20 protein-coding genes are annotated in these 26,082 nt (G+C 62.8%); 15 read left to right on the top strand and 5 right to left on the bottom strand.

The window, feature by feature from the left end:
• Positions 1-79: 79 nt before the first annotated feature.
• Positions 80-952 (bottom strand): caspase family protein, encoded by an 873-nt coding sequence (locus NEZ08_RS13945; protein ID WP_298107666.1) that lies wholly within the window; start codon positions 950-952, stop codon positions 80-82.
• A gap of 471 nt (positions 953-1,423) precedes the next feature.
• Here NEZ08_RS13945 and NEZ08_RS13940 point away from each other — a divergent pair, with 471 nt between their 5' ends.
• The 8 genes from NEZ08_RS13940 (at position 1,424) to NEZ08_RS13905 (ending at position 12,691) form a co-directional block, all read left to right on the top strand.
• Positions 1,424-3,157 carry a hypothetical protein gene (locus NEZ08_RS13940; protein WP_298107665.1) on the top strand — a complete coding sequence of 578 codons (1,734 nt, stop codon included), beginning with the start codon at positions 1,424-1,426 and terminating at the stop codon, positions 3,155-3,157.
• Positions 3,158-3,268: 111 nt separating this feature from the next.
• Positions 3,269-3,991: a thermonuclease family protein gene (locus tag NEZ08_RS13935; protein WP_298107663.1), complete on the top strand. Its 723-nt coding sequence runs from the start codon at positions 3,269-3,271 to the stop codon at positions 3,989-3,991.
• 199 nt (positions 3,992-4,190) lie between these two features.
• The gene (locus tag NEZ08_RS13930; RefSeq protein WP_298107721.1) at positions 4,191-4,964 is read left to right on the top strand and encodes an LssY C-terminal domain-containing protein; all 774 of its coding nucleotides are present in this window, start codon (positions 4,191-4,193) and stop codon (positions 4,962-4,964) included.
• A 108-nt stretch (positions 4,965-5,072) separates the two neighbouring features.
• On the top strand, positions 5,073-6,260 hold the full coding sequence (locus NEZ08_RS13925; RefSeq protein WP_298107662.1) for an aminotransferase class V-fold PLP-dependent enzyme: 1,188 nt from the start codon (positions 5,073-5,075) through the stop codon (positions 6,258-6,260).
• 180 nt (positions 6,261-6,440) lie between these two features.
• The gene (locus NEZ08_RS13920; protein WP_298107659.1) at positions 6,441-7,502 is read left to right on the top strand and encodes an ABC transporter ATP-binding protein; all 1,062 of its coding nucleotides are present in this window, start codon (positions 6,441-6,443) and stop codon (positions 7,500-7,502) included.
• Positions 7,503-7,513: 11 nt separating this feature from the next.
• A complete protein-coding gene (locus NEZ08_RS13915; protein WP_298107657.1) occupies positions 7,514-8,578 on the top strand; it encodes an extracellular solute-binding protein in 1,065 nt (354 codons plus the stop codon).
• A gap of 82 nt (positions 8,579-8,660) precedes the next feature.
• The gene (locus tag NEZ08_RS13910; RefSeq protein WP_298107655.1) at positions 8,661-10,442 is read left to right on the top strand and encodes an iron ABC transporter permease; all 1,782 of its coding nucleotides are present in this window, start codon (positions 8,661-8,663) and stop codon (positions 10,440-10,442) included.
• A gap of 143 nt (positions 10,443-10,585) precedes the next feature.
• A complete protein-coding gene (locus NEZ08_RS13905; protein WP_298107653.1) occupies positions 10,586-12,691 on the top strand; it encodes a S9 family peptidase in 2,106 nt (701 codons plus the stop codon).
• Between the two features lie 185 nt (positions 12,692-12,876).
• Here the strand turns inward: NEZ08_RS13905 and NEZ08_RS13900 are convergent, their stop codons facing one another.
• From NEZ08_RS13900 to NEZ08_RS13885, 4 genes are all read right to left on the bottom strand, one after another.
• A complete protein-coding gene (locus tag NEZ08_RS13900) occupies positions 12,877-13,596 on the bottom strand; it encodes a ribonuclease activity regulator RraA (RefSeq protein ID WP_298107651.1) in 720 nt (239 codons plus the stop codon).
• A 67-nt stretch (positions 13,597-13,663) separates the two neighbouring features.
• Positions 13,664-15,403 carry an L-arabinonate dehydratase gene (gene araD, locus NEZ08_RS13895; protein ID WP_298107649.1) on the bottom strand — a complete coding sequence of 580 codons (1,740 nt, stop codon included), beginning with the start codon at positions 15,401-15,403 and terminating at the stop codon, positions 13,664-13,666.
• Between the two features lie 107 nt (positions 15,404-15,510).
• Positions 15,511-16,146: a response regulator gene (locus tag NEZ08_RS13890; RefSeq protein WP_298107647.1), complete on the bottom strand. Its 636-nt coding sequence runs from the start codon at positions 16,144-16,146 to the stop codon at positions 15,511-15,513.
• Between the two features lie 214 nt (positions 16,147-16,360).
• Entirely contained in the window at positions 16,361-16,666 is a 306-nt protein-coding gene (locus NEZ08_RS13885; protein WP_298107644.1) for a PilZ domain-containing protein, read from the bottom strand.
• Positions 16,667-17,106: 440 nt separating this feature from the next.
• On the opposite strand from NEZ08_RS13885, the gene NEZ08_RS13880 reads away from it, so the two are divergent.
• The 7 genes from NEZ08_RS13880 to NEZ08_RS13850 form a co-directional block, all read left to right on the top strand.
• Positions 17,107-18,282, top strand: coding sequence for a hypothetical protein (locus NEZ08_RS13880; RefSeq protein WP_298107642.1), 1,176 nt, complete (start codon positions 17,107-17,109; stop codon positions 18,280-18,282).
• A 335-nt stretch (positions 18,283-18,617) separates the two neighbouring features.
• Positions 18,618-19,961, top strand: coding sequence for an MFS transporter (locus NEZ08_RS13875; RefSeq protein ID WP_298107639.1), 1,344 nt, complete (start codon positions 18,618-18,620; stop codon positions 19,959-19,961).
• A 257-nt stretch (positions 19,962-20,218) separates the two neighbouring features.
• Entirely contained in the window at positions 20,219-20,794 is a 576-nt protein-coding gene (locus NEZ08_RS13870; RefSeq protein WP_298107636.1) for a TetR/AcrR family transcriptional regulator, read from the top strand.
• 184 nt (positions 20,795-20,978) lie between these two features.
• A complete protein-coding gene (locus NEZ08_RS13865; protein ID WP_298107633.1) occupies positions 20,979-21,218 on the top strand; it encodes a hypothetical protein in 240 nt (79 codons plus the stop codon).
• Between the two features lie 361 nt (positions 21,219-21,579).
• Positions 21,580-22,743, top strand: coding sequence for an HlyD family secretion protein (locus NEZ08_RS13860; RefSeq protein WP_298107630.1), 1,164 nt, complete (start codon positions 21,580-21,582; stop codon positions 22,741-22,743).
• Positions 22,740-24,353, top strand: coding sequence for a DHA2 family efflux MFS transporter permease subunit (locus NEZ08_RS13855; RefSeq protein ID WP_298107627.1), 1,614 nt, complete (start codon positions 22,740-22,742; stop codon positions 24,351-24,353). The genes NEZ08_RS13860 and NEZ08_RS13855 overlap by 4 nt, the downstream gene beginning before the upstream one ends.
• Positions 24,354-24,479: 126 nt before the next feature.
• On the top strand, positions 24,480-26,082 hold a 1,603-nt coding region (locus tag NEZ08_RS13850; protein ID WP_298107624.1), incomplete at its 3' end, for a methyl-accepting chemotaxis protein.

Genomic DNA, 26,082 nt, shown 5'->3' with positions numbered 1-26,082 from the left:
ATGACGGGATGATTCTGGCCGCGACGCCCAACTGCAAGGCGTAGGGGTCCCCGCCTTTGCGGGGACGACAAGATCGGTCTCAGTGCCCCACGTTGAGGCTGACCTCTTCCAGCAGCGTCGATGAGACGGCCGGCACCTGGGCGCCATCCGATGCACGCGAGATCGCGACGCGGGTCTGGTCGAAGATCGCCTCCGCGGCCTGCGGCTGATCGGCACGCTTGGTGTCGATGTGATTGAGCAGTTCGGTCACCAGCACGGAATTGAGACCGGTGGAGTCGTCAGCAACCCTACCGGGCGATGCCGACGTCAGCAGCAGCGAATTGTCAGGCAGGCTGATCGGCGCGAGACCATGGGAGAACGCGCGGAAGCGGCGCTCGTAGGGGTTACGGCGCGAGGCATCGAGCACCACGACCTTGGCCGAGGCGCCATATTCCTTGGCCGCGTCGAGCACGGCCTCGACGCTGACGCCATCGCGCCGCACGTCGGCTTCCTTCCAGATCGTCGCATCCACCGGGATCATGTAGCTTTCGCGGCCGACCTGGATGCCGTAGCCACCGAAGAACAGCATCACCACCGAGTCGGCGCGAACCTTCGACTTCAGCCGCGCCACCGCGCGGACCATGTCGTCATGGGTCGCGTCTTCAAGGGCATCGACGTCAAAGCCCTCGTGACGGAGCGCCGAAGTCAAGGCATGGGCATCGTTGATCGGTTGCGTCAGGGGCGCATTGGCGTCGGGATAATGACCGTTGCCGATGACGAGTGCGATCCGGGTCGATGGCTTGGCAGTGCTCTCCGCCTGGTCGCTGGCTGCCACCTTGACGGGCTCCGCGGTTCGCTTGTTCAGCGCGGCATGCGCCCCGATGCCCAGCGAGACCATGCCGACGAGCGCAGCCGCGACGGCGAGCAGGCGACGGGAAGTGCCAAGTCGGAAGAACGGGCCGAAAAGCTTCATTACAGGTCTGACTCCGCAATCACATAAATCTCTTGGAGCTTGATCTCCGCGCAATGCTTTCGGGTTTGTCGCGAGGAAAACCGGCTTCCAATTTTCCCGATCATGCTCACCATTGGCGCGCTGGTTTGGTCGCGCCGGATACGTGCCTGGTTTTTGGGATGGGGGCCGTTTGCTGTTGAATTGTGCTTAATTTGCGGCGCCGCAACAAACAAAGGCTTAACCCGTCCGGTAACCTGCCCGCAACCTTATTTGTCCGTTAATTTGAGACGACCGGGTTCCCGAGTTCCCCCCTAATATCGCAACAGGAGCGGCCTTACTGGCAGCGCGCCAAGGCGCATTGGCTTGAAATCGCTGCATCTTTCGTGGCAATGCTCGGCGCACTGGTAGGTCTGGGGAGCCCCCGAATCGATAACGCCTTCACGCGGACATCGATGGGGCGTGCGGCGTCAGGCCGCGCGGAGAGAAAATTCCATGACGTTTCATGACATGGCCGGGGCCGCCTGCCGCGCGCTGACCGCCCCAAAATATGGCCCATCGCTCTATGACGTCTGCGATCCGATCTTGCTCAAGGAAGGCGGCGGCGACGCCCACCTCGCCAGGTTCTACCGGACCGCGCTCGCCAATCCCGCCTTGCGGCCGCTGCTCCGCCGCAGCGGCCTCGCCGAGTTGAAGGACAACTCGAACCTTGAGGCGCTCCGCCAGGCGCTGGTCCGGGCGCGCGACGACGAGACGCCGGACTGGGCCGCCATCGGTCAGCCGGTCGCCCGCTTGCTCGACACGATCAAGCTGCACCATCCGAGACCACCCTCCGCCCCATCGGACGTCGCGCCGACAAAGATTTCGGAGATCGAACACGCGATCCGCGCCTGCGGCGCGCATTTGCTGCGCTCGTACCGAAAGAACGCTTTCATCCCGGCCTACGCCGCCTTCAACCTGATCGGCGATCCCGACATGCGCGGCCGCGACTTCCTGATGGCGCTGACCGGGCTTGACGCGCGCGGCTACAAGAATTCGACGCTGCTGTTCAACCTGGCACGCGTCTTCATCGCGCGCTCGCCGGTGCGCGAACTGATCAACCCGCCCTGGAAAGGTATCGCCGAGCCGATGTGGCAGCCGATGCAGATCCGGCATCGCTCGGCCTATTACGATGCGTTCTACATCGAGGCGCTCTTGAGCTTTCTCGAAAGCGGACTCGCCTCGAGGGAAGAAAACGCGGCCGCGCGGCGCACGATATCAGCCATGGCCGAGTTTTGCCTCGGCCCAAGCCGCGAGCAGGTACGCGGCGCCGACGGCCGCAGCTTCGATGTCGTCACCGCGATCGCGCCGGCCCCGCATCCGCGATTTTCCCGCTTCTTTGCCCAGATCAAGCAGACGCTCGGCTTCGGCCTCTACGTGCCGGATTGCGACACCACGGCCTGTTCGTTTTCCGCCGCCTTGCAGGCCGGCTCCCATGATCCGATGCTTGACCAGCCACTCCCCGATTTCTATGCCGGTTATCAGGTCAAGGCCGGATCGAACGCTCCCAAGGTCACGGTCGCGATCAACGACCATATCGACTATGATGGCGCGATCGTCACCTGGATCGACAATATCAACGGCGATCGCCCCTACGGCAACGACCTCGATCCGACGCTCAACCTCGATGTCCTCGAGGTGAGCTTTCGTAACCTCGCCCGCTGGAAAATCCTGGAAACGCCCCAGCGGCTCGATCTCGTGCGTGGCATCGTCAAGTTCCAGCGCAACCTCGCCGCTAGCGGCGCCTTCGCCGAGCCGCGCTCCCACATCTACTACCTGCCCGAACTCTACGCTGCCTATTTCGGCCGCTGCTACGCCGCCTTCATGGCGCTGACTGGGGATGCGCGGCGGACGATCGATCCCGATGGAGCTTTTGATTTTATCCGAGAGCGGGTGCTGGCCTATGTGCAGGATGAACTCATCGCCCACGAGATGAACCCGTTCGATGCGGCGCTGGCGCTGATCGCATTGGGGCATCTGAAGGCAGAGACCGCGGCTTTCGCGCCGGCCTTGCAGTGCATCGTGCGCCGGCTCGGCGAAGGCGGCCGGCATGGGCCGTTCAAGGCGTATGAGTGGAACAAGATGAAGACGCCGACTCGTATTCTCGTCGGCGGCCCGGAAGTCACGTCAGCCTTTGTGCTGATGGGTCTGTCACTGGCGCACAAGGCACTCACGCAAGCGAAGGCTTAGCGGAGCGGACCAGCGCATCCACCGCTCGACACGATCAGAAATCCACTGGCGTTTCAGCCAAATCCGCCCCACAATTCGCGATTGTCCATTGGGTTTGAACGGTTCTTTCACATGCGCCAAAAAATCCTGTTCGCGATGATGGCGTGTTTGCTGCCGGCGGCCGCGCAGGCAACCGACATCACAGGCCAAGCGAAGGTGCGCGAGGGTGACACCGTGATGATCGGCACCACCCGCATTCGCCTCAGCGGCATCGACGCGCCGTCGGTGGATCAACTCTGCCTCAACAACAAGGGCGAGCGCTGGACCTGCGGCGTCGCCGCCCGCGACGAACTGATCAAGCATACCGACGGCAAGACCTGGACCTGCCATGGCGGCCAGGCGCACGATCGCCGCGGCCGGGTGGTGGCGCGATGCGACGTGGACCACGAAGACATCCAGAGATGGCTGGTACGAAGCGGTTGGGCGCTGGCTCGGCTGTCGCACGATTATGACGCCGACGAGAAGACCGCCCGGGACGCCAAGGCCGGCATGTGGCAGGGCGCGTTCATCGCGCCGTGGGATTGGCGGATCCGCAACAAGAAGACCACCATCCTCGGCGCCACCAAGCCGCCGGAAAGCGCGCATGCGATCCTGCTCGCATCGGCGTCGGGGCCGGTCGCGCCTTCGCCGGATTGCACCATCAAGGGCAATGTCAACCGCGCCGGCGAGTGCATCTATCACAAGCCGACCAGCCGATGGTACGCCCGGATCGAAATGAAGATCAGCAAGGGCACGCGCTGGTTCTGCTCGGTCGAAGAGGCCGAAGCCGCCGGCTGCCGCGAGACCCGGCGCTAAGGCCGCGGCCTGATCCTTCGAGACGCGCTCCCGAAGGAGCGTTCCTCAGGATAGATTACACCCGTCATGGCGAGGAGCGCAGCCACGTCGCGCGTCTCGAACCATGAGGCGGCAATTGCAATCATGAGGCGCCTTGTCCGAACATCAAATCCAAATCCCTCTTCCACCGCAGCATCCCCATGCGCGGCTCGAGCGTTTTCTGCTCGGCGCGATCGGCATCATACTGAGCTATACGGCGCTCGCCTATCTGGCGCTGCCGGCGCTGTGGAGTCACTATGAACATCAACGCCGGCTTGCCGACCTGCCGATGGTAACGCGCACCGCGCAAGGCATTCCCGGCGATCCCATCAATGTCGGCCTGATCGGCGACAAGCGCGATGTGCTCTGCGCGATGCAGGCGGCCGGCTGGTTGCCGGCCGATCCCGTGACCGCGCGATCGTCGATCGAGATCGCCGGCAGCGTGCTGCTCGACCGCCCCTATCGCCAAGCCCCGGTCAGTCCGCTGTTCTATCTCGGCAGGCCGGAGGATTTCGCGTTCGAAAAGCCGTTCGGCGCGAGCGCCGACCGCCGTCACCATGTGCGTTTCTGGAAGGTGCTCGATCACGGCCAGGAAAATCGCCCCGTTTGGCTCGGCGCCGCCACCTTCGATCGCGGCGTCGGCGTCAGTCATTACACCGGTGCGATCACCCACCACATCGCCGCCGATATCGACGCCGAGCGCAGCCTGCTCGCCTCCGACCTTGAAACGGCACAGATGGTCGACGCCAAATACCAGGTGACTGGCGTCGGCGTGACCCTGACGGGGCGAAACGGCGGCGGCGACCCCTATTACACCGACGGCGAAGTGTGGATCTTGCGGCTGGTCACGGCGTGCCGGAAAAGGACAGCACCGGTCGATGTCATTCCAAGCCCGCCGGCTACCGAACTGAAGGACCAGATCTGGCACGCGGTGGCCAATGCGTTGACGAAATAGCGGGTGCTGCATGACAGCCTCACCCGAATATCATCCCATCCGCGCTTGAATTTGCCGCCATTCCCCGGCATCCCTTGTCACACTTCGAACCGACAAGGAATCACAGAAATGGCCGTTCGCGCGGGCCGGGAGTTCCTGGCGATCCCCGGACCCACCACCATGCCCGACGAGGTTCTGCGGGCGATGCACCGTCCTGCGCTCGACATCTATTCCGAGGAGATGGTGCAACTGTCGGACGGGCTGTTGCGGGACCTTTCGAAACTGTTCGCGACCAAAGGCAAATCCTACATCTATATCGCCAACGGTCATGGCGCGTGGGAGGCCGTGCTCTCCAATGTGCTGTCGCGCGGCGACAAGATCCTCGTGCTGGAGAGCGGCCGGTTCGCCATCAACTGGGGCAATGCCGCGTCCGCAATGGGCGTCGATGTCGAAGTGCTCAAGGGCGACTGGCGGCGCGCCATTCGTGTCGCCGACGTCGAGGAGCGTCTGCGCAAGGACAAGGACCACAAGATCAAGGCGATCCTCGCGGTTCAGGTCGACACCGCCTCCGCCGCCTACAACGACATCGAGGCGATCGGCAAGGCGATCAAATCGACATCTCACCCCGCTTTGTTCCTGGTCGACACCGTGGCCTCGCTCGGCTGCATGCCGTTCGAGATGGACGCCTGGGGCATCGATGTCGCGATGTCGGGCTCGCAGAAGGGCCTGATGACGCCGCCCGGCCTTTCCTTTTGCGCCGTCAACGATCGGGCGCAGGAAGCGCACCGGCGGGCCAACCTGCGCACGCCCTATTGGGACTGGACCGAGCGCGAAGGCACCGAGCATTACCGCAAATATGGCGGCACCGCCCCGGTCCATCTGTTGTTCGCGCTTCGTCAGGCGATCGACATGATCAACGAGGAAGGCCTCGAAAACGTCTTCCTGCGCCACCGCCTGCTGGCAGAAGCGGTGCGCGCGGCGGTCTCGGTCTGGGCGGAGGGGCAGGTGCTCGGCTTCAATATCGCGGAGGCGAGCGAACGCGCCGACACGGTGACGACGGTGCTGATGGCCGACAGTCACAACCCGGCGGCGCTTCAGCGCTATGCCAAGGAAAAATGCGGCGTGGTGCTCGGGGTCGGCATCGGCGAATTGACCGGCCAGGCGTTTCGCATCGCCCATATGGGCCACGTCAATGCGCCGATGATCCTGGGGACGCTCGGCGTCATCGAGGTCGCGCTCAAGGCGCTCGGCATTCCCCATGGCAAAGGCGGCATCGAGGCCGCGGTCGACTGGCTCGGCAGCAACGTCCCGGCCTGACATCTCGGTGAAGGCGGCTTTCCGGCCGCCCCGCATTCGTGCTTAGTATTGATCTGGCGATAAATAATTAGCCAGGGGCGCATTCCCAGTAACCGGCCTGTTCTTGTCGCAAACGGGTCCGCCGAACGCGGCGATCCGGTGACGGCGGAATGCGCAAAAGAACAAACGGGAGTGGAGCGATTGGCGTCGGTTGAATTGCGTGACCTCACCAAGCGGTTTGGATCGCTGACGGTCGTCGATAATGTGAGCTTGCGGATCGATCACGGACAGCTGGTCTGTCTTCTCGGCCCCTCCGGCTGCGGCAAGACCACGACGTTGCGGCTGATCGCAGGCTTCCTTGAGCCCACATCGGGCGAGATCCGCGTCGGCGATCGCCTGGTCTCGTCGGCCGCGCGCACGCTGCCGCCGGAGCAGCGCAAGATGTCGATGATCTTCCAGAGCTACGCGCTCTGGCCACACATGACGGTCGCCGAGAACATCGTCTACGGGCTGCGCCTGCGAAAGATGGACCGCGACACCATTGCCAAGAAGCTCAAACTGATCCTGCAAACCACCAAGCTCGAAATTCTGGCGGAACGCTATCCCGGCGAGTTGTCGGGCGGTCAGCAGCAACGCGTCGCGCTGGCCCGCGCACTCGTCGTCGAGCCCGAAACCCTGCTGCTGGATGAGCCGCTCTCCAACCTCGACGCCAATCTGCGCGAGGAGATGCGCTTCGAAATCCGCAGACTGCACGACGAATATCGCTATACAACCGTGTACGTCACCCACGACCAGTCGGAGGCGATGACGACGGCCGACCTCATCGCGGTGATGAATGGCGGAAAGATCGACCAGCTCGGCACGCCGGAAGACATCTACGACCGGCCGCAATCGGAGTTCGTCGCCCGCTTCATCGGCTCGAGCAACGTCATCAAGGGCAAAGCGCGCGATGAAAACCACGTGTCGTTTTCCGGTGCGACCTTGCGCGTCGTGGGCGAAAAGCTCTCGGCCAATCAGGACGCAGCCGTCGCCATCCGCCAGCATGACATCCAGCTGTCGACGAGCGCGCCGGACCCGACCGACAATACCGTGAAGGCGACGGTGACGCGGCAGGTGTTTCTCGGCGCCAACCGCGACTATGTGCTCGAGACATCCGACGGCACCAGCTTGCGCGCGGTCACCTCGCCGCAGACCGCGATTCCTCCCGGCACGCCGGTGTGGCTGACGCTGCCGCCGGAACGCTGCCGGGCGCTGAGCCGATAGGCGGGAACGCAATGTCCCGGCGAACTCTTTCACGGCGCGAAGCGATCAAGGGAACGGCTGCGCTCGGGCTTGCGCTGTTTGCTTCGCCTGTGAAGGCGTCGGCGCCGGAGCCGGTTGCGATCACGCCGCAACTGATCGAGGCGGCGAAGCGCGAAGGCAAGCTCGTGCTCTATTCCGCCATGGACCTGCCGGTCGGAGAGAAGCTCGGCAACGCTTTCCAGACGCAATATCCGGGCATCGAAGTTCAGATCGAACGCGCCGGCTCGGAGCGGCTGTTCCAGCGGATCGGCCAGGAATTCTCATCCAATATCCACGCCGCCGACGTAATCACCACGGCCGATGCGTCGCACATCATCTCGTGGAAGCGCAGCGGCTGGCTGGCGCCCTTCGTGCCTGAAGACGTCGCGAAATATTTTCCGGCCGACTACCGCGACGCGGACGGCATGTCCGCGACCTCGCGCATCTGGTTGTCCTCCATGGCCTACAATACCAGGCTCGTCAAAGCTTCCGAGGCGCCGGCGAGTTTCGCCGACCTGCTCGAGCCGAAATGGGCCGGCACGATGGTCAAGGGACACCCTGCCTATAGCGGCACCATCATGACGGCGACCTTCCAGATCGTTCGCGACCTCGGCTGGAGCTATCTGGAGAAGCTGTCCAGGCAGCGCGTCATGCAGGTTCAATCCTCGACCGACCCGCCGAAAAAGCTGGCGCTTGGCGAGCGTGCGATCATGGCCGACGGCAACGATTACAATGTCGTGCTCCTGAAGGAAGCCGGGCAGCCTGTCGAGCCGGTCTATCCGGCTGAGGGCACGCCGACGATTTCGGGGCCTACCGCCATCTTCGCGAGCGCTCCGCACCCGAACGCGGCGCGGCTGTTCCAGGCATGGCTGCACACGCGGCAAACCCAGCAATTCTTCAGCGACACGACCGCGCAATATTCGGCGCACCCCCAGGTCATATCCAGACCGGGACGCCGCAGGATCTCCGAGATCAAGCTGATGAAGGAAGATGCGGCAGGCGTCGAGAAGATGATGGACGAAATCAAGACGCGCTATGCGCGCTTATTTAGAGTGTAAGCATGAAGTCCATTGAACCGCGCCGTCCTTTCGCGACGCCCCGTAAGGCATGGTCTCGATCCCACACCGAACGGATCGATAGATGCATTCGGGACTCGCTCGCGCTCCGGAACGACGGCACTCCAAAGGCGGCGGTACAGAAGTGACAGCCCTTCAGCAAACCCTCGAGGCTCCGAAAGCCAAGTTCGACTTCACCAAGCCGGTGCTGTGGCTGTTTGCGGCGTTCCTGATCATCCTGATCGCGCTGCCGATGTCGTGGCTCCTGATCTACAGCGTCACCGACAAGGCCGATCACCTGACGTTGCAGAACTTCGTCACCTTGTTCACCGATCCGGATTTTCTCGATCCGCTGCTGACGACCGCGATCATTGCGACCAGCTCGGCGATCATCTGCTGCCTGATCGCGGCTCCCATGGGATGGCTGGTCTCGCGCACCGACATGCCCGGCCGGCAAATCGTCCGCGCGCTGGTTACCGCCTCTTTCGTGACGCCGCCCTTCCTAGGAGCCATCGCCTGGGAACTGTTGGCCGCGCCGAACAGCGGACTGCTCAATCAGCTGTTTCGGTTTGTCACGGGTGCCCAATCGGACGAACATCTGTTCGATATCTACACGCTTGCCGGCATCATCTTCGTCATCTCCTGCTACACTTTCCCTTTCGTGTTCGTGCTGGTCGCCAACGCGCTCGACAACATGCCCGGCGAGCTAGAGGACGCCTCCGCGATCCTCGGCGGCCGGACCTGGACGACCGCGCGGCGCATCACGATCCCCTTGGCACTGCCGTCAATCATCGCCGGCGCGCTGATTGCCTTCCTGCAAGCCATGACACTGTTCGGCTCGCCCGCGATCCTGGCGCTGCCGGCAGGCTTCCACGTCATGACGACCAAGATCTGGAGCCTGTTCCAGTATCCACCCAAGCTCGAACTCGCCGCCGCGGCCGCGGTGCCGCTCCTGGTGTTGACCGTGCTCTTGTTGCAGGGGCAAAAATTCCTGCTCGGGAGGCGGGGCTTCTCGGTGCTCGGCGGAAAGTACGGCGCGCCGCGCCGGGTCGAGCTGAAGAAGTGGCGCTGGGTGGCGATCGCCTTCTGTCTTGTGATGCTGCTCAACCCGGTGTTCCTGCCGTATTTCGCGCTGTTCAATGCGGCGTTCTCGGCCAACGCCACGACGCTGGTCACGCCATCGACCTTCACGCTGCACAACATCGTGTTCGTGTTCACGGAGCTATCCTCGACCCAGCTCGCGCTGAAGAACACGGTGATCCTCGGCACGTCGACGGCAACGCTCGGCACCCTGCTCGCGCTGGTCATCGCCTATGTCACCACGCGCAAGGTGATCGCAGGCCATCGCGTGCTCGGCTTTCTCGCCACCGCGCCGGTCGCTGTTCCCGGGATCGTGCTCGGCGTTGGCTTGTTCCTGAGCTATACGCGGCCGCCCTTCGTGCTTTACGGCACGCTCTGGATCCTTCTGATCGCATTTCTGACCATCAACCTGCCGTCCGCCTATCAGCAATTGCAGGCCGCGTTCGCCACCGTTCATCCCGAGCTTGAGGAAGCAAGCCGCATTCTTGGCGCGAGCCGTCTGCAATCGTTGCGCCAGATCACCGCGCCGCTCTTGCGCACCGGCGTGATTGCCACATGGTGCTTCATCTTCATCGGCGTAATGCGTGAACTGTCGGCGGCAATCGTGCTTTTCACCTCGCAGACCAAGGTGATCAGCGTCCTGATCTACGACCTCAACGAAAGCGGCGACCTTGCCGCCATTTCCGTGCTCGGCATCGCCATGCTGCTCATCACCTTTGCGGTGGTACTGGCCGTCAACCGGATTCCGATGCTGGGCGGCAATGCCGGCGCCCGCCTGCGGAATTGATTTAGCTGCGACCTGCCCGACGAACTCATCGAGGCCGGGCCGGCGTGGCGGAATCCGGCGGTGAAACCCGGTCTCTGGCAATCCTGAGCCGGCATCCCGATATTAGAAGCCACCCGGGTCGCATTTTGAAGTGAGAACAGACGATGGACCAGAAGAGCCCGTTGACGCCGCCGATCGCGCAGCGCCGCCCGCATTCCTTCACGACCCACGGCATCACGATCGCCGACGATTATGCGTGGCTCAAGGATGAGAACTGGCAGGAGGTGCTGCGCGACCCGTCCGTTCTCAAAGCCGATATCCGCAACTATCTCGAGGCCGAGAACGCCTATACCGAGAGCGTTCTGGGCCGTACAGCCGCGCTGCAGAAGCGGCTGGTCAAGGAAATGCGCGCCCGCATCAAGGAGGACGATTCCAGCGTCCCCTCCCCTGACGGGCTCTATGCTTACCTGAGCAAGTTCCGTGAGGGCGGACAGCATCAGCTGTTCGGACGCACTCCGCGCGAAGGCGGCGAGGCCGACATTATTCTGGACGGCGACCAACTCGCCGCGGAACATGAATACTTCAAATTCGGCGGCTCGCGGCATTCGCCCGATCACCGGTTTCAGGCCTGGAGCGCGGACACCAAGGGCTCCGAATATTTCTCGATCCGGGTCCGCGAGTGGGCAACCCGGAAGGACCTCGACGATGTCGTCGATGAGACCGACGGCGCCGTGGTGTGGAGTAGCGATGCAAGCGCGTTCTTTTATGTGAAGCTCGATGACAACCACCGGCCGCTCCAGGTCTGGCGTCATCGCCTCGGCACCAGGCAATCCGACGATGTCCTGGTCTACGAGGAAGCGGACGCCGGCTGGTTCACGCATATCCACGAAAGCTCGACCGGCCGCTATTGCGTGATCGCGGGCGGTGACCACGAAACTTCCGAACAGCGCCTGATCGACCTCGCCGACCCGAATGCAACGCCGCGGCTGGTGGCCGTGCGTGAGGAAGGCGTGCAGTATTCGGTCAACGATCGCGGCGATCAGCTGTTCATTCTCACCAACGCCGACGGCGCCATTGATTTCAAGATCGTCACTGCGCCGTTACACGCGCCGGAGCGGACTAGCTGGCGCGACCTGATCCCCTATCGCGAAGGCATCTTTGTTCTCGATGTGGAGCTTTATTCGGGCCACATGGTACGACTGGAGCGCGCCAATGCGCTGCCCGCGATCGTCATCCGCGATCTCGAAGGCGGCGAGGAGCACGCTATCGCCTTTGATGAAGCCGCCTACTCGCTCGACACCATGGGAGGTTACGAGTTCGAGACGACGAACCTGCGATTCTCCTATTCGTCGATGACAACGCCGTCGGAAGTCTACGACTACGATATGGCGAAGCGGACGCGCATCTTGCGGAAGCGTCAGGAAATCCCGTCCGGTCACAACCCGGCCGACTATGTCACCACGCGCATCATGGCGAAATCTTACGACGGCGCCGAAGTGCCGGTGTCGATCCTGCACCGCCGCGACCTGAAGCGTGACGGCACGGCACCGCTGCTGCTCTACGGTTATGGTTCGTACGGCATGGCGATGCCGGCGTCGTTTTCCGCCAACCGGCTATCGCTGGTCGACCGCGGCTTTGTCTATGCCATTGCCCATATCCGGGGCGGTGCCGACAAGGGCTGGGGCTGGTATCTGGACGGCAAGCGCGCCAAGAAGACCAACAGTTTTGACGACTTTATCGCCTGCGCCCGCGCGCTGATCGCGGAGCGATATACGTCCGCCAAACGCATCGTTGCGCATGGCGGCTCGGCCGGCGGCATGCTGATGGGCGCCGTGGCCAATCGCGCCGGCGAGCTGTTCGCGGGCATCATCGCCGAAGTGCCCTTTGTCGATGTGCTCAACACCATGCTGGACCTCTCGCTGCCGCTAACGCCGCCGGAATGGCCGGAATGGGGTAACCCGGCCGAGAGCGAAGCCGATTTCAAGACCATCCTCTCCTATTCGCCTTACGACAATGTCGCGGCGAAGGAATACCCCGCCATCCTGGCAATGGGTGGCCTCACCGATCCCCGCGTCACCTACTGGGAGCCGGCAAAATGGGTCGCAAAGTTGCGCGCGACCATGACCGGCGGCGGTCCTGTCTTCCTGCGCACCAACATGGGCGCAGGCCATGGCGGCGCCTCGGGGCGCTTCAATCGGCTCGACGAGGTCGCGATCGGCTATGCGTTCGCGCTGTGGGCGGTGGGACTGGCCGAGAAGGAGGAGGCGTAGGGTTTTGGTGCTGGGCCGCTTGCGCCGCTTCACTCTTCCCGCTTGCGGGGGCAGGATTGGGATGAGGAGCTTGATTCAGCAGGCTACTACCGAAGCAAACGAGGGCGGTGAAGCCTCCTCCTCACCCGCATCGCATCATTGATACGATGCGGCCTCCCTCCGTAAGCCGGGCGTGGTGAAGAAAGCTACCGTCCCTTCTCCTTTCGCCACGTGGCGAAATCGACCAGCGTCTGCTCATCGGTTGCGGGATAGAGCCCGAAGATGGTTCTGCCCTTCTGCACCTGCTCGGTGACGAAATCCTCGAACGCGGTCATCTCGACCGCCTCGTTGGCGATTTCGTCGGCAAGATGCGCGGGAATCACGATGACACCGTCGCTGTCGCCGAGAATGATGTCGCCCGGAAACACCGGCGCGTCGCCGCAACCGATCGGCACGTTGATCTCGATTGCCTGATGCAGCGTCAGATTGGTCGGCGCGCTCGGGCGGTGATGGTAGGCCGGGAAACCGAGCTTGGCGATTTCGGCGGAATCGCGGAAGCCGCCGTCGGTGACCACGCCGGCGACGCCGCGCTTCATCAGCCGCGTCACCAGAATGGCGCCGGCCGAGGCCGCGCGCGCATCCTTGCGGCTGTCCATCACCAGCACGCAGCCCGCTGGACAGTCCTCGACCGCCTTGCGTTGCGGATGGCTGCGATCGCGAAACACCTCGATCTTGTTGAGGTCCTCGCGCGCCGGCATGTAGCGCAGCGTGAAGGCCTCCCCGACCAGCACCGGCTGTTCAGCGCTCAAGGGATGCACATCCTGAATCATCTGGATGCGAAAACCGCGCTTGAACAGCGCGGTCGCCACCGTCGCGGTGGAAACAGTCTTCAGCTTGTTGCGGGTAGGTTCGGAGAGCTTTGACATTGGTTCATCCCTGTCCGTCGTCATTCCGGGATGTGCCGAAGGCGCAGGCCTGGAATGACAGCTTCAGCTAGAAGATCGAGGGCTCGCCGACCGGCTTTCCGAACGTGGTTTCAAGGAAATCGAAATCGCAGCCTTCGTTGGCCTGCCTGATGTGTTTCGTGAACATCCAGCCATAGCCGCGCTCGAAGCGCGTCTCCGGCTGCTTCCAGGCGGCGCGGCGCCTGTTCAACTCCGCTTCCGACACATCAAGATTGATGGTGCGCGCGGCGACGTCGAGCGTGATCTTGTCGCCCGACTTCACCAGCGCCAGCGGTCCACCGATATAAGACTCCGGCGAGACGTGCAGGATGCAGGCGCCGTAGCTGGTGCCGCTCATGCGCGCATCCGACAGCCGCACCATGTCGCGCACCCCCTGTTTCACGAGCTTGGTCGGGATCGGCAGCATGCCCCACTCCGGCATGCCAGGGCCGCCCTGCGGGCCGGCATTGCGGAGGATCAGCACATGGTCCGCCGTGACATCGAGATCGGGATCGTCGACCGCCTTCTTCATCGACGGATAGTCGTCGAACACGAGAGCCGTGCCGGTATGCTTGAGAAAGCGCGGATCGCAGGCCGACGGCTTGATGACGCAGCCGTCGGGGGCGAGATTGCCCCTCAACACGGCGAGTGCGCCTTCGGCGTAGATCGGATCGTCGACCGTGCGGATGACGTCGTCATTATACACTTCGGCGCGCGCGATGTTCTCACCCAGTGTCCTGCCGGTGACGGTGAGTGCATCGAGATGCAGGTGCGGCTTGATCCGACTCATCAGGCCGGGCAACCCGCCGGCGTAATAAAAATCTTCCATCAGGTACTTGTCACCGGAGGGCCGCACATTGGCGATGACGGGCACCTTGCGGCTTGCCGTCTCGAAATCATCGAGACCGATATCCTGTCCGGCGCGGCGTGCCTGCGCGATAAGATGGATGATCGCGTTGGTGGAGCAGCCCATCGCCATCGCCACAGTGATCGCGTTCTCGAATGCACTTCGCGTCTGGATCTTCCGCGGGGTCAGGTCTTCCCAGACCATCTCGACGATCCGCCGTCCGCATTCCGACGCCATGCGGATGTGCCCGGCATCGGCCGCCGGTATCGACGAGGCGCCGGGCAGCGTCATGCCGATCGACTCGGCAATCGCCGTCATGGTGGAGGCGGTGCCCATGGTCATGCAGGTGCCGTAACTGCGGGCGATGCCCGCCTCGACATCGACCCAGTCCTTCTCGGAAATCTTTCCGGCGCGCCGCTCATCCCAGTATTTCCAGGCATCCGATCCCGAACCCAGCGTCTTGCCTTTCCAGTTGCCGCGCAGCATCGGCCCGGCCGGCAGATAGATCGCCGGGATGTTCATGCTGGTCGCGCCGAGCAGGAGCGCCGGCGTGGTCTTGTCGCAGCCCCCCATCAGCACCACGCCATCGACCGGATGACCGCGCAGCAATTCCTCGGCATCCATCGCCAGGAGATTGCGATAGAGCATGGTAGTCGGCTTCAGGAAGGATTCCGACAGCGACAAGGCGGGCAGTTCCATCGGAAAGCCGCCGGCCATCAGGACGCCGCGCTTGACGTCGTCGACGCGGCTCTTGAAATGCATGTGACAGGGCTGGGCGTCGGACCAGGTGTTGAGGATCGCGATGACCGGGCGGCCATTCCATTCCTCGGGCGCATAGCCCATCTGCATGGCGCGCGAGCGGTGGCCAAAAGAACGCAAATCGTCAGGCGCAAACCAGCGCGCGCTGCGCAGCGTATCGGGATTTTTCCTGTTTTCAGCCATGTGACACCTCGTGACCCTCGATTGTGTCATGTCACAGGCGATCCATGACGAGCAAGAGCCGCCGCGAGCGGACCGGTATTTTTGCAGGAGACCTCGGCGCCGACGGGTCAGGGAGCGCGCGAGGCGGTCATCACGATCCGGACAAGGTCTGCGGCATTGCGGGCGCCCAGCTTTTTCATGATGTTCGCGCGGTGGTCTTCGATCGTTCGGGGGCTAATTCCCAAATGCCGCCCGGCCTCCTTGTTGGAGGCGCCGGAGGTGAATTGCTCCAGCACCTCCCGCTCGCGCCTGGTCAGCGGCTCGCGGCCGGGGAAATGCAGCGATCCGATATCGGAGGCGGAGCGATCGGCCTGACGGCGCGCATAGGCCTCGATCGCCTCGTTCAGCCGCATCACGATTTCGCTGCCGCGGAACGGCTTCTCGATGAAATCCAGCGCACCGTTCTTGATCGCGCTCACCGCCATCGCGATGTCGCCCTGCCCCGAGATGATGAAGATCGGCGCCGGGTAGTCCTCGCCGTGCAGTTCCTTCAGGATATCGAGCCCGGACCTGCCGGGAATATGCACATCGAGCAGAATGGCGGCGGGGGTGCGGTTTCGTGCGACCGACAGCAGCGCAGCGCCATCTGCAAAGCAGATGACTTGGTAGCCTCCGGCGGAAAGGACGATCGACAGGGTTTCGCGGACGGCAGGATCATCATCGACGACGAATATCTCACCGCGGGAGGCGGGCTTTTCGTTCATGTGACATCGTCCCTTGAACTGCAAAAAACGACGCCGATCTGCAAAGCAGTCCGTAAATCGCTTTCCCCGTATTTCTACGGGACGAATGCTTAACGCACAAGTAGCAACCTGGTTTGGGCTAACGCGAACACCAAAGGTTTTCGGCAACGCAGTTGCCTGATCGCGGGCTCTTGTTCCTGCGGTCGCAATCGACACTGGCTGCGGTGCCAGCGCGCTAATTCGAATGGCTGTTGGACTTCTTCTTCCGGCCCTTGGTCTTGAGGAACTGGATATCCATCTCGGTTCCGTTGACCCGAACGAGTTCGCAGCGGCGATAGGCGAGACCCGTCGACGACAGCAACAGAAAGAACTCCTTGAGATTGAGGCCCTGGATGGAGCCCTCCACGGTCAGCACGGCGTCGTTATCCGAGATGGCCTGGAGCAGGCAACTGCGGCGCCAGGTTCCGTCGATCCCCATGATGCAAACGTCAAAGCCGCGGCCGAACGTGACGCGATCCAGGACTTTCTTTTCTTCAGACATCGTTTCAGCCGGATATCGGTGCAGAAGGCGCGATTGAGAGCGAAGGCCCAAGCGCCGGGAGTCGAGACCGAAGTAACGGGTTCCGCTTTTGCAACCGTTAGAGGGCTGAGGCCGAATGCCCCGTTAATTTTGTCGCCCGGGCAAATACGGGTGGAGAACCCTGCAATGGTGAAGTTCACGGCAGGACATGCGCCCGGCTGTCAGGGTTAAATTTCGGCTAATCACCCGCGCCAAAAGGCCGAAGAAATCGCCGCACTTGGCGTGATTTGGTGCGGGCGCAGAGTCTTCAACGGTCGGGCGGCACGCGAACCGGTACTTTTGCGGGAAAGCGCAACCTCTTACGGCTTTTTTTACGACTTAATTTACGGCGCCCTGATTTGATGCCCCCTTATGCCGCCAATGGACTGCAAAGGTTTCCTCCCTATTCGAAACAATTTGCAATGATTCAGACTCGCCTCAAAGAATTCTTGCAGCGATTGACGCCGCCGACGCGCAGCAATCTGCTGGACGAACTGGAGCGGTTGGAGCTTTCGGGAAATGAAATCCCGGGGGCGGGCGAAGTCATGGAGGCGTTGCGCGCCGAGTTTCGCGGTAGCGGCCAGAGCCAGAAGCGCAACAGCCCGGCGGCCCGCTATTTCTTCGCGCCGCTGGAGCCGTTGCTGGTCGACGGCGCGCCCCAGCACGCCACGACGGGCGGAATTCAGCGCGGTTCATTGTCGGCGATCTGGGAATGGATCAGCCGCGATCTCCTGCCGACGATGGCGCGCGACTACATCAAGAGCCTCAACGACCTGATCGCAGTGGATAAACAGCGGGAGGCCCGCCAGGCGGCGGCGACATTCCAGATCAAGGTCCTCAAGAGCATGGAAGGCGTGCTCGGCTCGCCGGAGAGCGCCGACCAGATTCGAGCGAGGCTCGCAACCTACACTGCCTCGCCGGCGGCTTTCGACGACCTGACCAAGATGCTGAGCGCGCTTCGCGCGCGTGAAGAACTCGCCAAGTTGAACGAGGCTTTGCCGGCCAAGCTCGCCCGCTTCGAGAACGCCGAACTCGCCAAGATTTCACCGCTGCTGGCGGCTTTCGCAAAGACCCATTCGGAACAGCTTCCGTTCGCGCTGATGCTGGTCTTGCGACGCCTGAAGACTCCATGGCAGCTGATCCGTCTCGCTACCAAGGCTGCGGCCAGCAAGAACGCGGCCGACGTCGCCGCCACGCCCTGTGCGGCCGCCGTATCCATGGTGCTGGACAGGATGGAAGACAGGCGCACCATGCTGCGCATCGCGCTCAAGCATGAGCGAATCCTGGTCGCCAAGGAAATCCTGGTCGACATCTACGATACCGAATATGCGCTGAGGGTCCGGATCGACCAGCTTGCGGAATCCGACTGGGGGCGGAGACTGGATGCGCTGATGGCTTCGATCACCGAACTCGTGGAAAGCGAGATCAAGCGGTTTCCGGATAATGTCGGTCACGTCCTTGGATCGCGGCGCCTGCGCAGCTACAATTCCTTGTCCGGCCGGCTGACCTATCTGGGCTGGAAAGGGCGTGACGCTGTTAACGATAGCGCCGCATTCTTCAAGAAAATGCTCGGCAGTCCCGAAAAATCCCGCGCCTGAACGCGCTGCCCGACGGATGGAATCGACCGCCGTCCTCCCAAAGTTTAGGCCGCGAACGATGATCGCGACGGAACCTTCATCACCGCGCGGCCGTTTCCTCGGAACGCCCGTTGGCGAATTTTTTCCGATCCTGTGCGTGCGGAGCCGCCGCGGGGCGAGTGGAGTGGATTTGACATTCCCGCCCAAATAGCCGCGTGGCTCGCCGAGCGATCGTCAAATCCTGAACTCCACTCGAAACCTGATGTTCCTGGTGGTCCTTTGATTCCAGCGTTCGCAAAAGTGTCCGCTTCGACGGAGTGCGAAAGCTAGAATCGGACGCCAGCGGAGGGATTGCCATGTCAGCGCTCGAAGCCAACGTTATTCCCCTTGGTCCCACCCTCAGCCCCGACGAACATCGAACCCAGCTCAGACGCGCGGTGATCGCATCAACTATCGGCACCGCGATCGAGTGGTACGACTTCTTCCTCTACAGCACGGTGACCGGTCTCGTCTTTGCCAAGCTGTTTTTTCCGCACTCCGATCCCTGGGTCGGCACGCTTGAGGCCTTCGCCATCTATGCCGTCGGCTTTGTCGCGCGCCCGGTGGGGGCGGCGATCTTCGGTCATTACGGCGACCGCATCGGCCGCAAATCAACGCTGATCGCAACGCTGTTGTTGATGGGGCTTGCGACATTCGCGGTTGCGCTGGTGCCGACCTACGCCAGCGTCGGCGTCTGGGGCGCGGTGCTGCTGACCGTGCTGCGGTTCATCCAGGGTGTCGGCGTCGGCGGCGAATGGGGCGGCTCGGTTCTGATGTCGATGGAATGGGCCCGCACCAATCACTCGCGCGGCCTGGTGGCGTCGTGGCCGCAATTCGGCGTACCCTGCGGATTGTTCCTCGCCAACCTCGCCGTGCTCGCCTTCAGCGGCATGTCCGGCGAGCAATTCCTCGCCTGGGGCTGGCGCATTCCCTTCGCGCTGAGCATCGTTCTCGTCGGGCTCGGCCTCTACATCCGCCTCGGCATTCTTGAGACGCCGATCTTTGCCAGGCTGATCGCCGAGCGCAAGGTCGAGCGCGCCCCGATGCTAGCGGTGATCAAGGAACATCCGAAGGAGATCCTGCTTTCAGCCTTTGCGCGGATGGCCGAACAGGCGCCGTTCTACATCTTCACCGCGTTCGTCTTTTCTTACGGCATCGGCACGTTGCACGTCTCGCGCGACTTCCTGCTCAGTGCCGTGCTGGCGGCGTCCGTGGTGTCGTTCGTCTCCATTCCGGTGTTCGGTCATGTCTCCGACCGCATCGGCCGCAAGAACATGTACATGATCGGCGCACTGGTGACGGGAATCTTCGGCTTCATTTATTTCGCCATGCTGAAGACCGGATCGGAGCCGATCATCTTTCTCGCGATCATCCTTTCACTGATTCCGCATGACATGTTGTACGGGCCGCAAGCCGCCTTGATCGCGGAAAGCTTCACCGGCCGGCTGCGCTATAGCGGCTCCTCGCTCGGCTATCAGCTTGCCTCGGTCATCGCCGGCGGACCGGCGCCGCTGATCGCCACCTGGCTGTATGCCACCTATCATTCGGCGACCGCCATTGCGATCTACATCGCAGCCTGCGCCGTCATCACGCTGATCGCGACCGCACTGATGACGGACTACACCGGCAAGGATATTTCCGGCGAATATCAGGCGCGGTGAGTTCAAGGACAGCATGCGGGCAGCAATGACAGGGTTATCGTTGCTGCCTGCGATGGTCTGAGCATCGCGGCGGTTCCGTGCCACGAAATTAAGCCCCTATATACGGTATCATGGTAGTTATCTGCCAGATTACAATCTGACTGGTCAGATTTGGCATGATTAGCGTTGAAGCAGGCCGTTTAGTCGCATATCTGTCATGTACGGAGGAAGAATTTCTCATCCTTCGCGAACCAGAGAACATCCATCGGGAGGCTTAGATGGCCAGACCCAGCCTGCGCGAAAAGCTCGCCAGCAGCGCGGTGGATACGCTGCACACCCACGGCTTCAAGGGCTGCTCGATCCAGGACATTACCGACGCCGCCGGCGTTCCGAAGGGCTCGTTCTTCAATCATTTCGAGAACAAGGAAGACCTCGCGATCGACGCGTTGCGGCGCTATCTCGACGAGAATGCGCGCTCGGACATGCTGTTCGACGAAAGCGTATCCCCGCTGACCCGCCTGAAGAATCACTTCGGCTACTTGTCCGAGCGGCTTATCACGCTGGGTTTCACGCGCGGATGCATGCTGGGACTGTTCGCCGCCGAGATGAGCACGGATTATCCGAGGATGCGCGAGGAGTTGCGCTCGATCTTCGAGACCTGGTGCGGTGCCGTCGAAAGCTGCTTGCGCGAAGCGCAAGCGGTGGGCGAGGTCGATCCCCGTCACGATGCCGGCGAGATGGCGCGCTTCCTCGTCAATGCCTGGGAAGGCGCAACGATACGTCTGAAGATCACCCAGGCCCGCGAGCCGATCGACGACTTCTTCAACATCGCCTTCAAGGCGCTGTTAAAGTGAACGTGATCTTGAGCTCGGTTGACATTTTAAGCTGACCGGTCATATTGAATGCACTGCGTATCTGAGCCTGACTTCAGTATCACTTCGCCTTAAACCCAAGCTGACCAGTCACCTTGGATGGCAGGAAAGAGTATCTTGGTACTGAAGCTCGCCCGGATGACGCTTTAACCGAGAGAGATGCACCATGTCGAAATCCTTTCAGAACACCCGAGCCCTGAGCCTCGTTTTCGGGGCCGCCGCCTTTATCGCGCTGGTTTCCGCAGCGCCGGTCACCCCCGCGGCGGCGCAAGGCGTTCCTGACGCCCTGCGTCGGCTGGATCCGCCGCAGACTTTCAATGACGGCGCCAGGCTGACCGATGCGCAGCAGGCCAAGGTTCGCTCGGCCTACGACCGCGTCCGCAAGCATCACGTCCCGGCCCAGTAATCAAAATCCGGAACGCGAACTACCCCTCCCGACTACCCCTCTCAGCGCGATGGTGTCCCTCGCCATCGCGCTCTTTTTTTCACTGAAGATCTTTGTCCTGAGATTTCTTCGGACCTGCTTCGAAGGCTCCGTCGTCGACCACAATAAAATAGAGAGAGCACCGCTCGATCTCCGCAAGCCTGAGGCATGACGTAACACCGGCAAAAGCAGCGGCCCTGCATTCAGCACGCAGCAGTTTTGCAACGGCGTCCGCCGAGGCATTTCGGCTCGCTAAAGGCTGATGAAGCTCTTCAATTCTCAGGAACCAAGCCTCGCCTTGTGCGTAGCACCAGCGGTTGATTTTGCCGAAAGGTTCATCCTGGTGGACGCTCAGACCACACAGCGCGGCCGTGACGAAAACAAACCGCAGCCGCCGGCCAGGCGGTCGCAACAGCCGCCGGAGCATCATCAAACGGGCGAGCAAGGTGGCGGGCAGGAGCGCAAGCCAAAATCCTCGTTGCGCGATCGCCTGCGCGAGCACTGGATACTGTCGCTTGTTGGCGCAGGCGTGCTCATCGTCGCCGCGATCGCCGCCTTGCTGTATTGGCTCGACGTCCGCGACTACGAATGGACCGACGACGCCTTCGTCGCCGCGCGGAGCTTTTCGATTTCGCCGAAGGTTTCCGGTTACGTCACCGAGGTGCCGGTCACCGACAATCAGCATGTCAATGCCGGCGCCCTCCTCGCCAAGATCGACGACCGCGACTACAAAATCGCGCTCGATCAGGCCAGGGCGCAGGTCGCTGCGGCGCAGGCCAACATCGACAACATCCAGGCACAGATCGACAGCCAGCACGAGCAGATCAAGCAGGCGCAGGCGCAGCTCGAGCAGGCCGACGCGCAGCTGAAGTTCGCCCAGCAGGAAGAGGCGCGGGCCAAGGATCTGCTCGAAAAGGGCGCGGGCACCGTTCAGCGCGAGCAACAGACGCACTCCGACCTGAACGCGCAGCAGGCCAACGACGCGCGCGCGAAAGCGGCGCTGATCGCGGCCCAGCTCGGCATCAAGACGCTTGAGGCCCAGCTGGAAAGCGCGCACGCCTCGTTGCAGCAGGCGAGGGCGCAGCAGGCCCAGGCCGAACTCAATCTGCAATACACCAACGTCACCGCCGCCCAGCCCGGCCGCGTGGTCGAACTGACCGGCGCGGTCGGCACGCTGGCCGCTGCCGGGCAGAGCCTGATGATGTTCGTCCCCGACGACATCTGGGTCGTTGCGAACTACAAGGAGACGCAGCTTGCCGACATGCGGCCCGGGCAGAAGGTGGAATTCACCATCGACGCCTATCCCAATCGCAAGCTCACGGGCCACGTTGCCTCGGTGCAACCCGGCTCAGGCACGGCGTTCAGCCTGTTGCCGGCTGAAAACGCCACCGGCAACTATGTCAAGGTGGTGCAACGCGTTCCGGTGAAGATCGTGGTCGACCACTGGCCCGCGGACCTGCCCATCGGGCCCGGCATGTCGGTCGAGCCCTGGACCAAGGTGCGATGACCGACGCCGCGCAGGCGGGCGCCGGCGGCTGGTCGCCGGAACGTTCGGCGGCCGGCGGTCATAACCCCTATCTCATCGCGTTCGTCGTTTCGATTGCGACCTTCATGGAGGTGCTCGACACGACGATCGCCAATGTCGCGCTGCGCTACATCGCGGGCGGACTTGCGGTCGGTCTCGACGAGAGCACCTACGTCATCACCAGCTATCTCGTCGCCAACGCGATCGTGCTGTCGATCTCGGGTTGGCTGTCCACCGTCATCGGCCGCAAGCGCTTCTACATGATCTGCGTGGCGACCTTTGCGGTTGCATCCTTGCTGTGCGGCATCGCCTGGAATCTGCAGGCGCTGGTGCTGTTTCGGATCCTGCAAGGGCTGGGCGGCGGCGGCATGGCCACCAGCGAGCAGGCGATCCTCGCCGACTCCTTCCCACCGGCAAAGCGCGGCCAGGCGTTCGCCATCTACGGCGTCGCCGTCGTGGTGGCGCCTGTGGTCGGTCCGACCCTTGGCGGCTGGATCGCCGACACTTACTCGTGGCACTGGGTTTTCCTGATCAATGTGCCGATGGGGCTGCTCTCGCTGTTCCTGGTGGGAACGCTGGTCAACGAACCGTCCGGCGCCGAAGACGAGCGGCGCAGGCTGATCGAGAACGGTCTGCGCTTCGATTTCGTCGGCTTTGCGCTGGTCGCGATCGGACTGGGCTCGCTGGAATTCGTGCTCGACGAGGGCCAGCGCAACGACTGGTTCGGATCGACCATGATCCTGGGCTTTGCAATCGCCGCGGCGTCTTGCCTGATCGCGCTCGTGATCTGGGAGCTGTTGCGTGACGATCCGATCGTCGATGTCCGCCTGCTCGGCCAGCGGCAGTTCGGCGCGTGCTTCCTCGCGATGCTCGGCACCGGCGCGATCGTGATCGCGACGACGCAGATCCTGCCGCAGCTGTTGCAGACCGAATTGAACTATACCGCCTTCCTGGCCGGCCTCGTTCTGTCTCCGGGCGGCCTTGTCACCATGGCGATGATGCCGATCACCGGCAAACTGATCGGATCGGTGCAACCGCGATATCTGATTGCCGCAGGCGCGGCGATCGCAGGCCTGTCGATGTGGCATCTCACCGGGATCACCGGCGACATCACCTATGGCTACGCGGCCATGTCGCGCATCTATCTCGCCGTCGGGCTGCCGCTGCTTTTCCTTCCCATCACCACCGCCTCCTACGAGGGAATCCCGCCGGACAAGACGAACCAGGCTTCGGCCCTGATCAATGTCGCGCGCAACCTTGGCGGCTCGATGGGCGTGGCCCTGGCGCAGACGGTGCTGGCCCAGCGGCAGCAATTTCATCAAAGCCGGCTGGTCGAAAACATCTCGCCATCCGATATCGGCTATCAGCAGACCATCGAGAAAATGACGCGGTTCTTCCGCGCGCACGGCTCCAACGCATCGGACGCGGCCTCCCAGGCGGTCGCCTGGGTCGGACAGACACTGCAGCACCAGGTCGACCTGCTCGCCTATATCGACGTGTTCTGGACGCTGGCGATTATCGGCGCCATCATGGTGCCGATCGCGCTGACCTTGAAGACCATCGATTTGAATGCCCCTGCGCGCGGGCATTGACGGGGGACGAGACCCGCGCCGATGGCCGCTGCCGGACAAAATCCGCAGGCCATGCCGCCTCCAAGGGATAACCAAAGCTTAATGCCGGGTTGCTAGACCTCGAACCCTCAATTGGGGGTTCGATCGATGCGGCATCTCACCGTGTACCAGCGCCTCGCGATGATCATCGCGGTGTTGTCGTTCGCGTTCTTTGTCGTCTCCGCAATGCAGATCATGGTGTTGCGCAACACCGTCCTCGAGGAGCGGCGAACCACGGTGCACGACCTCGTCGATGCCGCCACGAAGATTCTTTCGCATTATGACGCTGAGGCGAAGGCCGGCAGGATCACGCCCGATCAGGCCCGCCACATGGCGTTCGCGGCGATCGGCGCCATCCGCTGGGGCGAATATAACGACTATATCGGCGTCTATGGCGGCGGCAGCACCGACGCCGGTGTCACCTATGTCCATGCCAATCCGAAATACGTCAACGTCAATCGCTGGCAGTACAAGGACGGCCACGGCGAGTTCGTGATCCAGACCATCGTCAATACCGCGCGTAGCGGCGGCGGCTTCCTCGAATATTTCGCGCCCCGCGCGGCGGGAGGCGCCGATCTGCAGAAGATTGCCTATGTCGGCTCCTATGGCTCTGGCGACAAGCTGCTGGCCATCCAGGCCGGCGCTTACATCGACGACATCGACGCCGTCATTTTCCATCGGGCGATGTGGTCGGCGATCGGCGGCCTGCTGGGTCTCGCTATTGCAGGCGTTGCCGCTTTCTGGCTGGGGCGCGGCCTCGTCGTCCCGCTCGCGAGGACCTGCGATACCATGGACGAATTGACCAAGGGCAATCTCGCCTTCGACGTGCCGTTCACCGACCGCAAGAACGAGATCGGCCGCATCGCCAGAAGCCTCCGTTTCTTCCGCGATCATCTGGCCGAAGCCGGCCGGCTTCGTGCGGAACAGGAGGAAGGCAAGGCACGCGCCGCCGCCGAGCGCCGCGCGGTGCTTGGGCGGATCGCCGACGAGTTCGAGCGCAACATCGGCGGCGTCATTCGCGGAACAGCCGATGCGGCCGGCGCGCTGCAGGGCTCCGCCTCGTCGATGTCCGGTGTTGCCGACGCCACGACACAGCAGAGCGCGCGGGTTGCGGCAGCCGCCGAACAGACCGCCGAGAACGTTCAGACGGTGGCGGCCTCGGCGGAGGAACTCTCATCCTCGATCAGGGAGATCGGGCGGCAGGTGGCGCAATCCTCGTCGATCGCCCGCAGCGCCGTGGAACAGGCCAGCCGCACCGAATCGATGGTCGATCAGCTGGTGCAGGCGACGCAGAAGATCGGCGAAGTGCTGGCGCTGATCCAGACCATCGCCGGACAGACCAATCTCCTGGCGCTGAACGCCACCATCGAATCGGCGCGCGCCGGCGAAGCCGGCCGGGGCTTTGCGGTGGTCGCAAACGAGGTCAAGGCGCTGGCGGGGCAGACCGCGAGAGCCACCGAGGACATCACCAAACAGATCGACGCGATCCAGAACGCCACCGGCTCGACCGCCGATGCGATCCTAGAAATCGGAACGACCATCGATCAAATGAACGAAATCACCAGCACCATCGCCGCCGCCATGGAAGAACAAGGCGCGGCAACCCAGGAAATCGCCCGCAGCGTCCAGCAGGCCTCTCAAGGCACGCAGGATGTGCTGAAGAACATCTTCGGGGTGCGCGAGGCGTCCGGCCAGGTCGGCAACGCCTCGA

The organism is Bradyrhizobium sp., from assembly GCF_027451485.1.
Taxonomy (GTDB): Bacteria; Pseudomonadota; Alphaproteobacteria; order Rhizobiales; family Xanthobacteraceae; genus Bradyrhizobium.
This window is presented reverse-complemented; position numbering and strand designations above follow the sequence as displayed.

Bases quoted from the DNA above. Each gene is read 5' to 3' on its own strand.
- NEZ08_RS13890 (WP_298107647.1), bottom strand. From the start codon at position 16,146: ATGAACGAAAAGCCCGCCTCCCGCGGTGAGATATTCGTCGTCGATGAT.
- araD (WP_298107649.1), bottom strand. From the start codon at position 15,403: ATGGCTGAAAACAGGAAAAATCCCGATACGCTGCGCAGCGCGCGCTGG.
- NEZ08_RS13870 (WP_298107636.1), top strand. From the start codon at position 20,219: ATGGCCAGACCCAGCCTGCGCGAAAAGCTCGCCAGCAGCGCGGTGGAT.
- NEZ08_RS13885 (WP_298107644.1), bottom strand. From the start codon at position 16,666: ATGTCTGAAGAAAAGAAAGTCCTGGATCGCGTCACGTTCGGCCGCGGC.
- NEZ08_RS13940 (WP_298107665.1), top strand. From the start codon at position 1,424: ATGACGTTTCATGACATGGCCGGGGCCGCCTGCCGCGCGCTGACCGCC.
- NEZ08_RS13855 (WP_298107627.1), top strand. From the start codon at position 22,740: ATGACCGACGCCGCGCAGGCGGGCGCCGGCGGCTGGTCGCCGGAACGT.
- NEZ08_RS13925 (WP_298107662.1), top strand. From the start codon at position 5,073: ATGGCCGTTCGCGCGGGCCGGGAGTTCCTGGCGATCCCCGGACCCACC.
- NEZ08_RS13865 (WP_298107633.1), top strand. From the start codon at position 20,979: ATGTCGAAATCCTTTCAGAACACCCGAGCCCTGAGCCTCGTTTTCGGG.
- NEZ08_RS13875 (WP_298107639.1), top strand. From the start codon at position 18,618: ATGTCAGCGCTCGAAGCCAACGTTATTCCCCTTGGTCCCACCCTCAGC.
- NEZ08_RS13910 (WP_298107655.1), top strand. From the start codon at position 8,661: ATGCATTCGGGACTCGCTCGCGCTCCGGAACGACGGCACTCCAAAGGC.
- NEZ08_RS13945 (WP_298107666.1), bottom strand. From the start codon at position 952: ATGAAGCTTTTCGGCCCGTTCTTCCGACTTGGCACTTCCCGTCGCCTG.
- NEZ08_RS13905 (WP_298107653.1), top strand. From the start codon at position 10,586: ATGGACCAGAAGAGCCCGTTGACGCCGCCGATCGCGCAGCGCCGCCCG.
- NEZ08_RS13880 (WP_298107642.1), top strand. From the start codon at position 17,107: ATGATTCAGACTCGCCTCAAAGAATTCTTGCAGCGATTGACGCCGCCG.
- NEZ08_RS13915 (WP_298107657.1), top strand. From the start codon at position 7,514: ATGTCCCGGCGAACTCTTTCACGGCGCGAAGCGATCAAGGGAACGGCT.
- NEZ08_RS13935 (WP_298107663.1), top strand. From the start codon at position 3,269: ATGCGCCAAAAAATCCTGTTCGCGATGATGGCGTGTTTGCTGCCGGCG.
- NEZ08_RS13900 (WP_298107651.1), bottom strand. From the start codon at position 13,596: ATGTCAAAGCTCTCCGAACCTACCCGCAACAAGCTGAAGACTGTTTCC.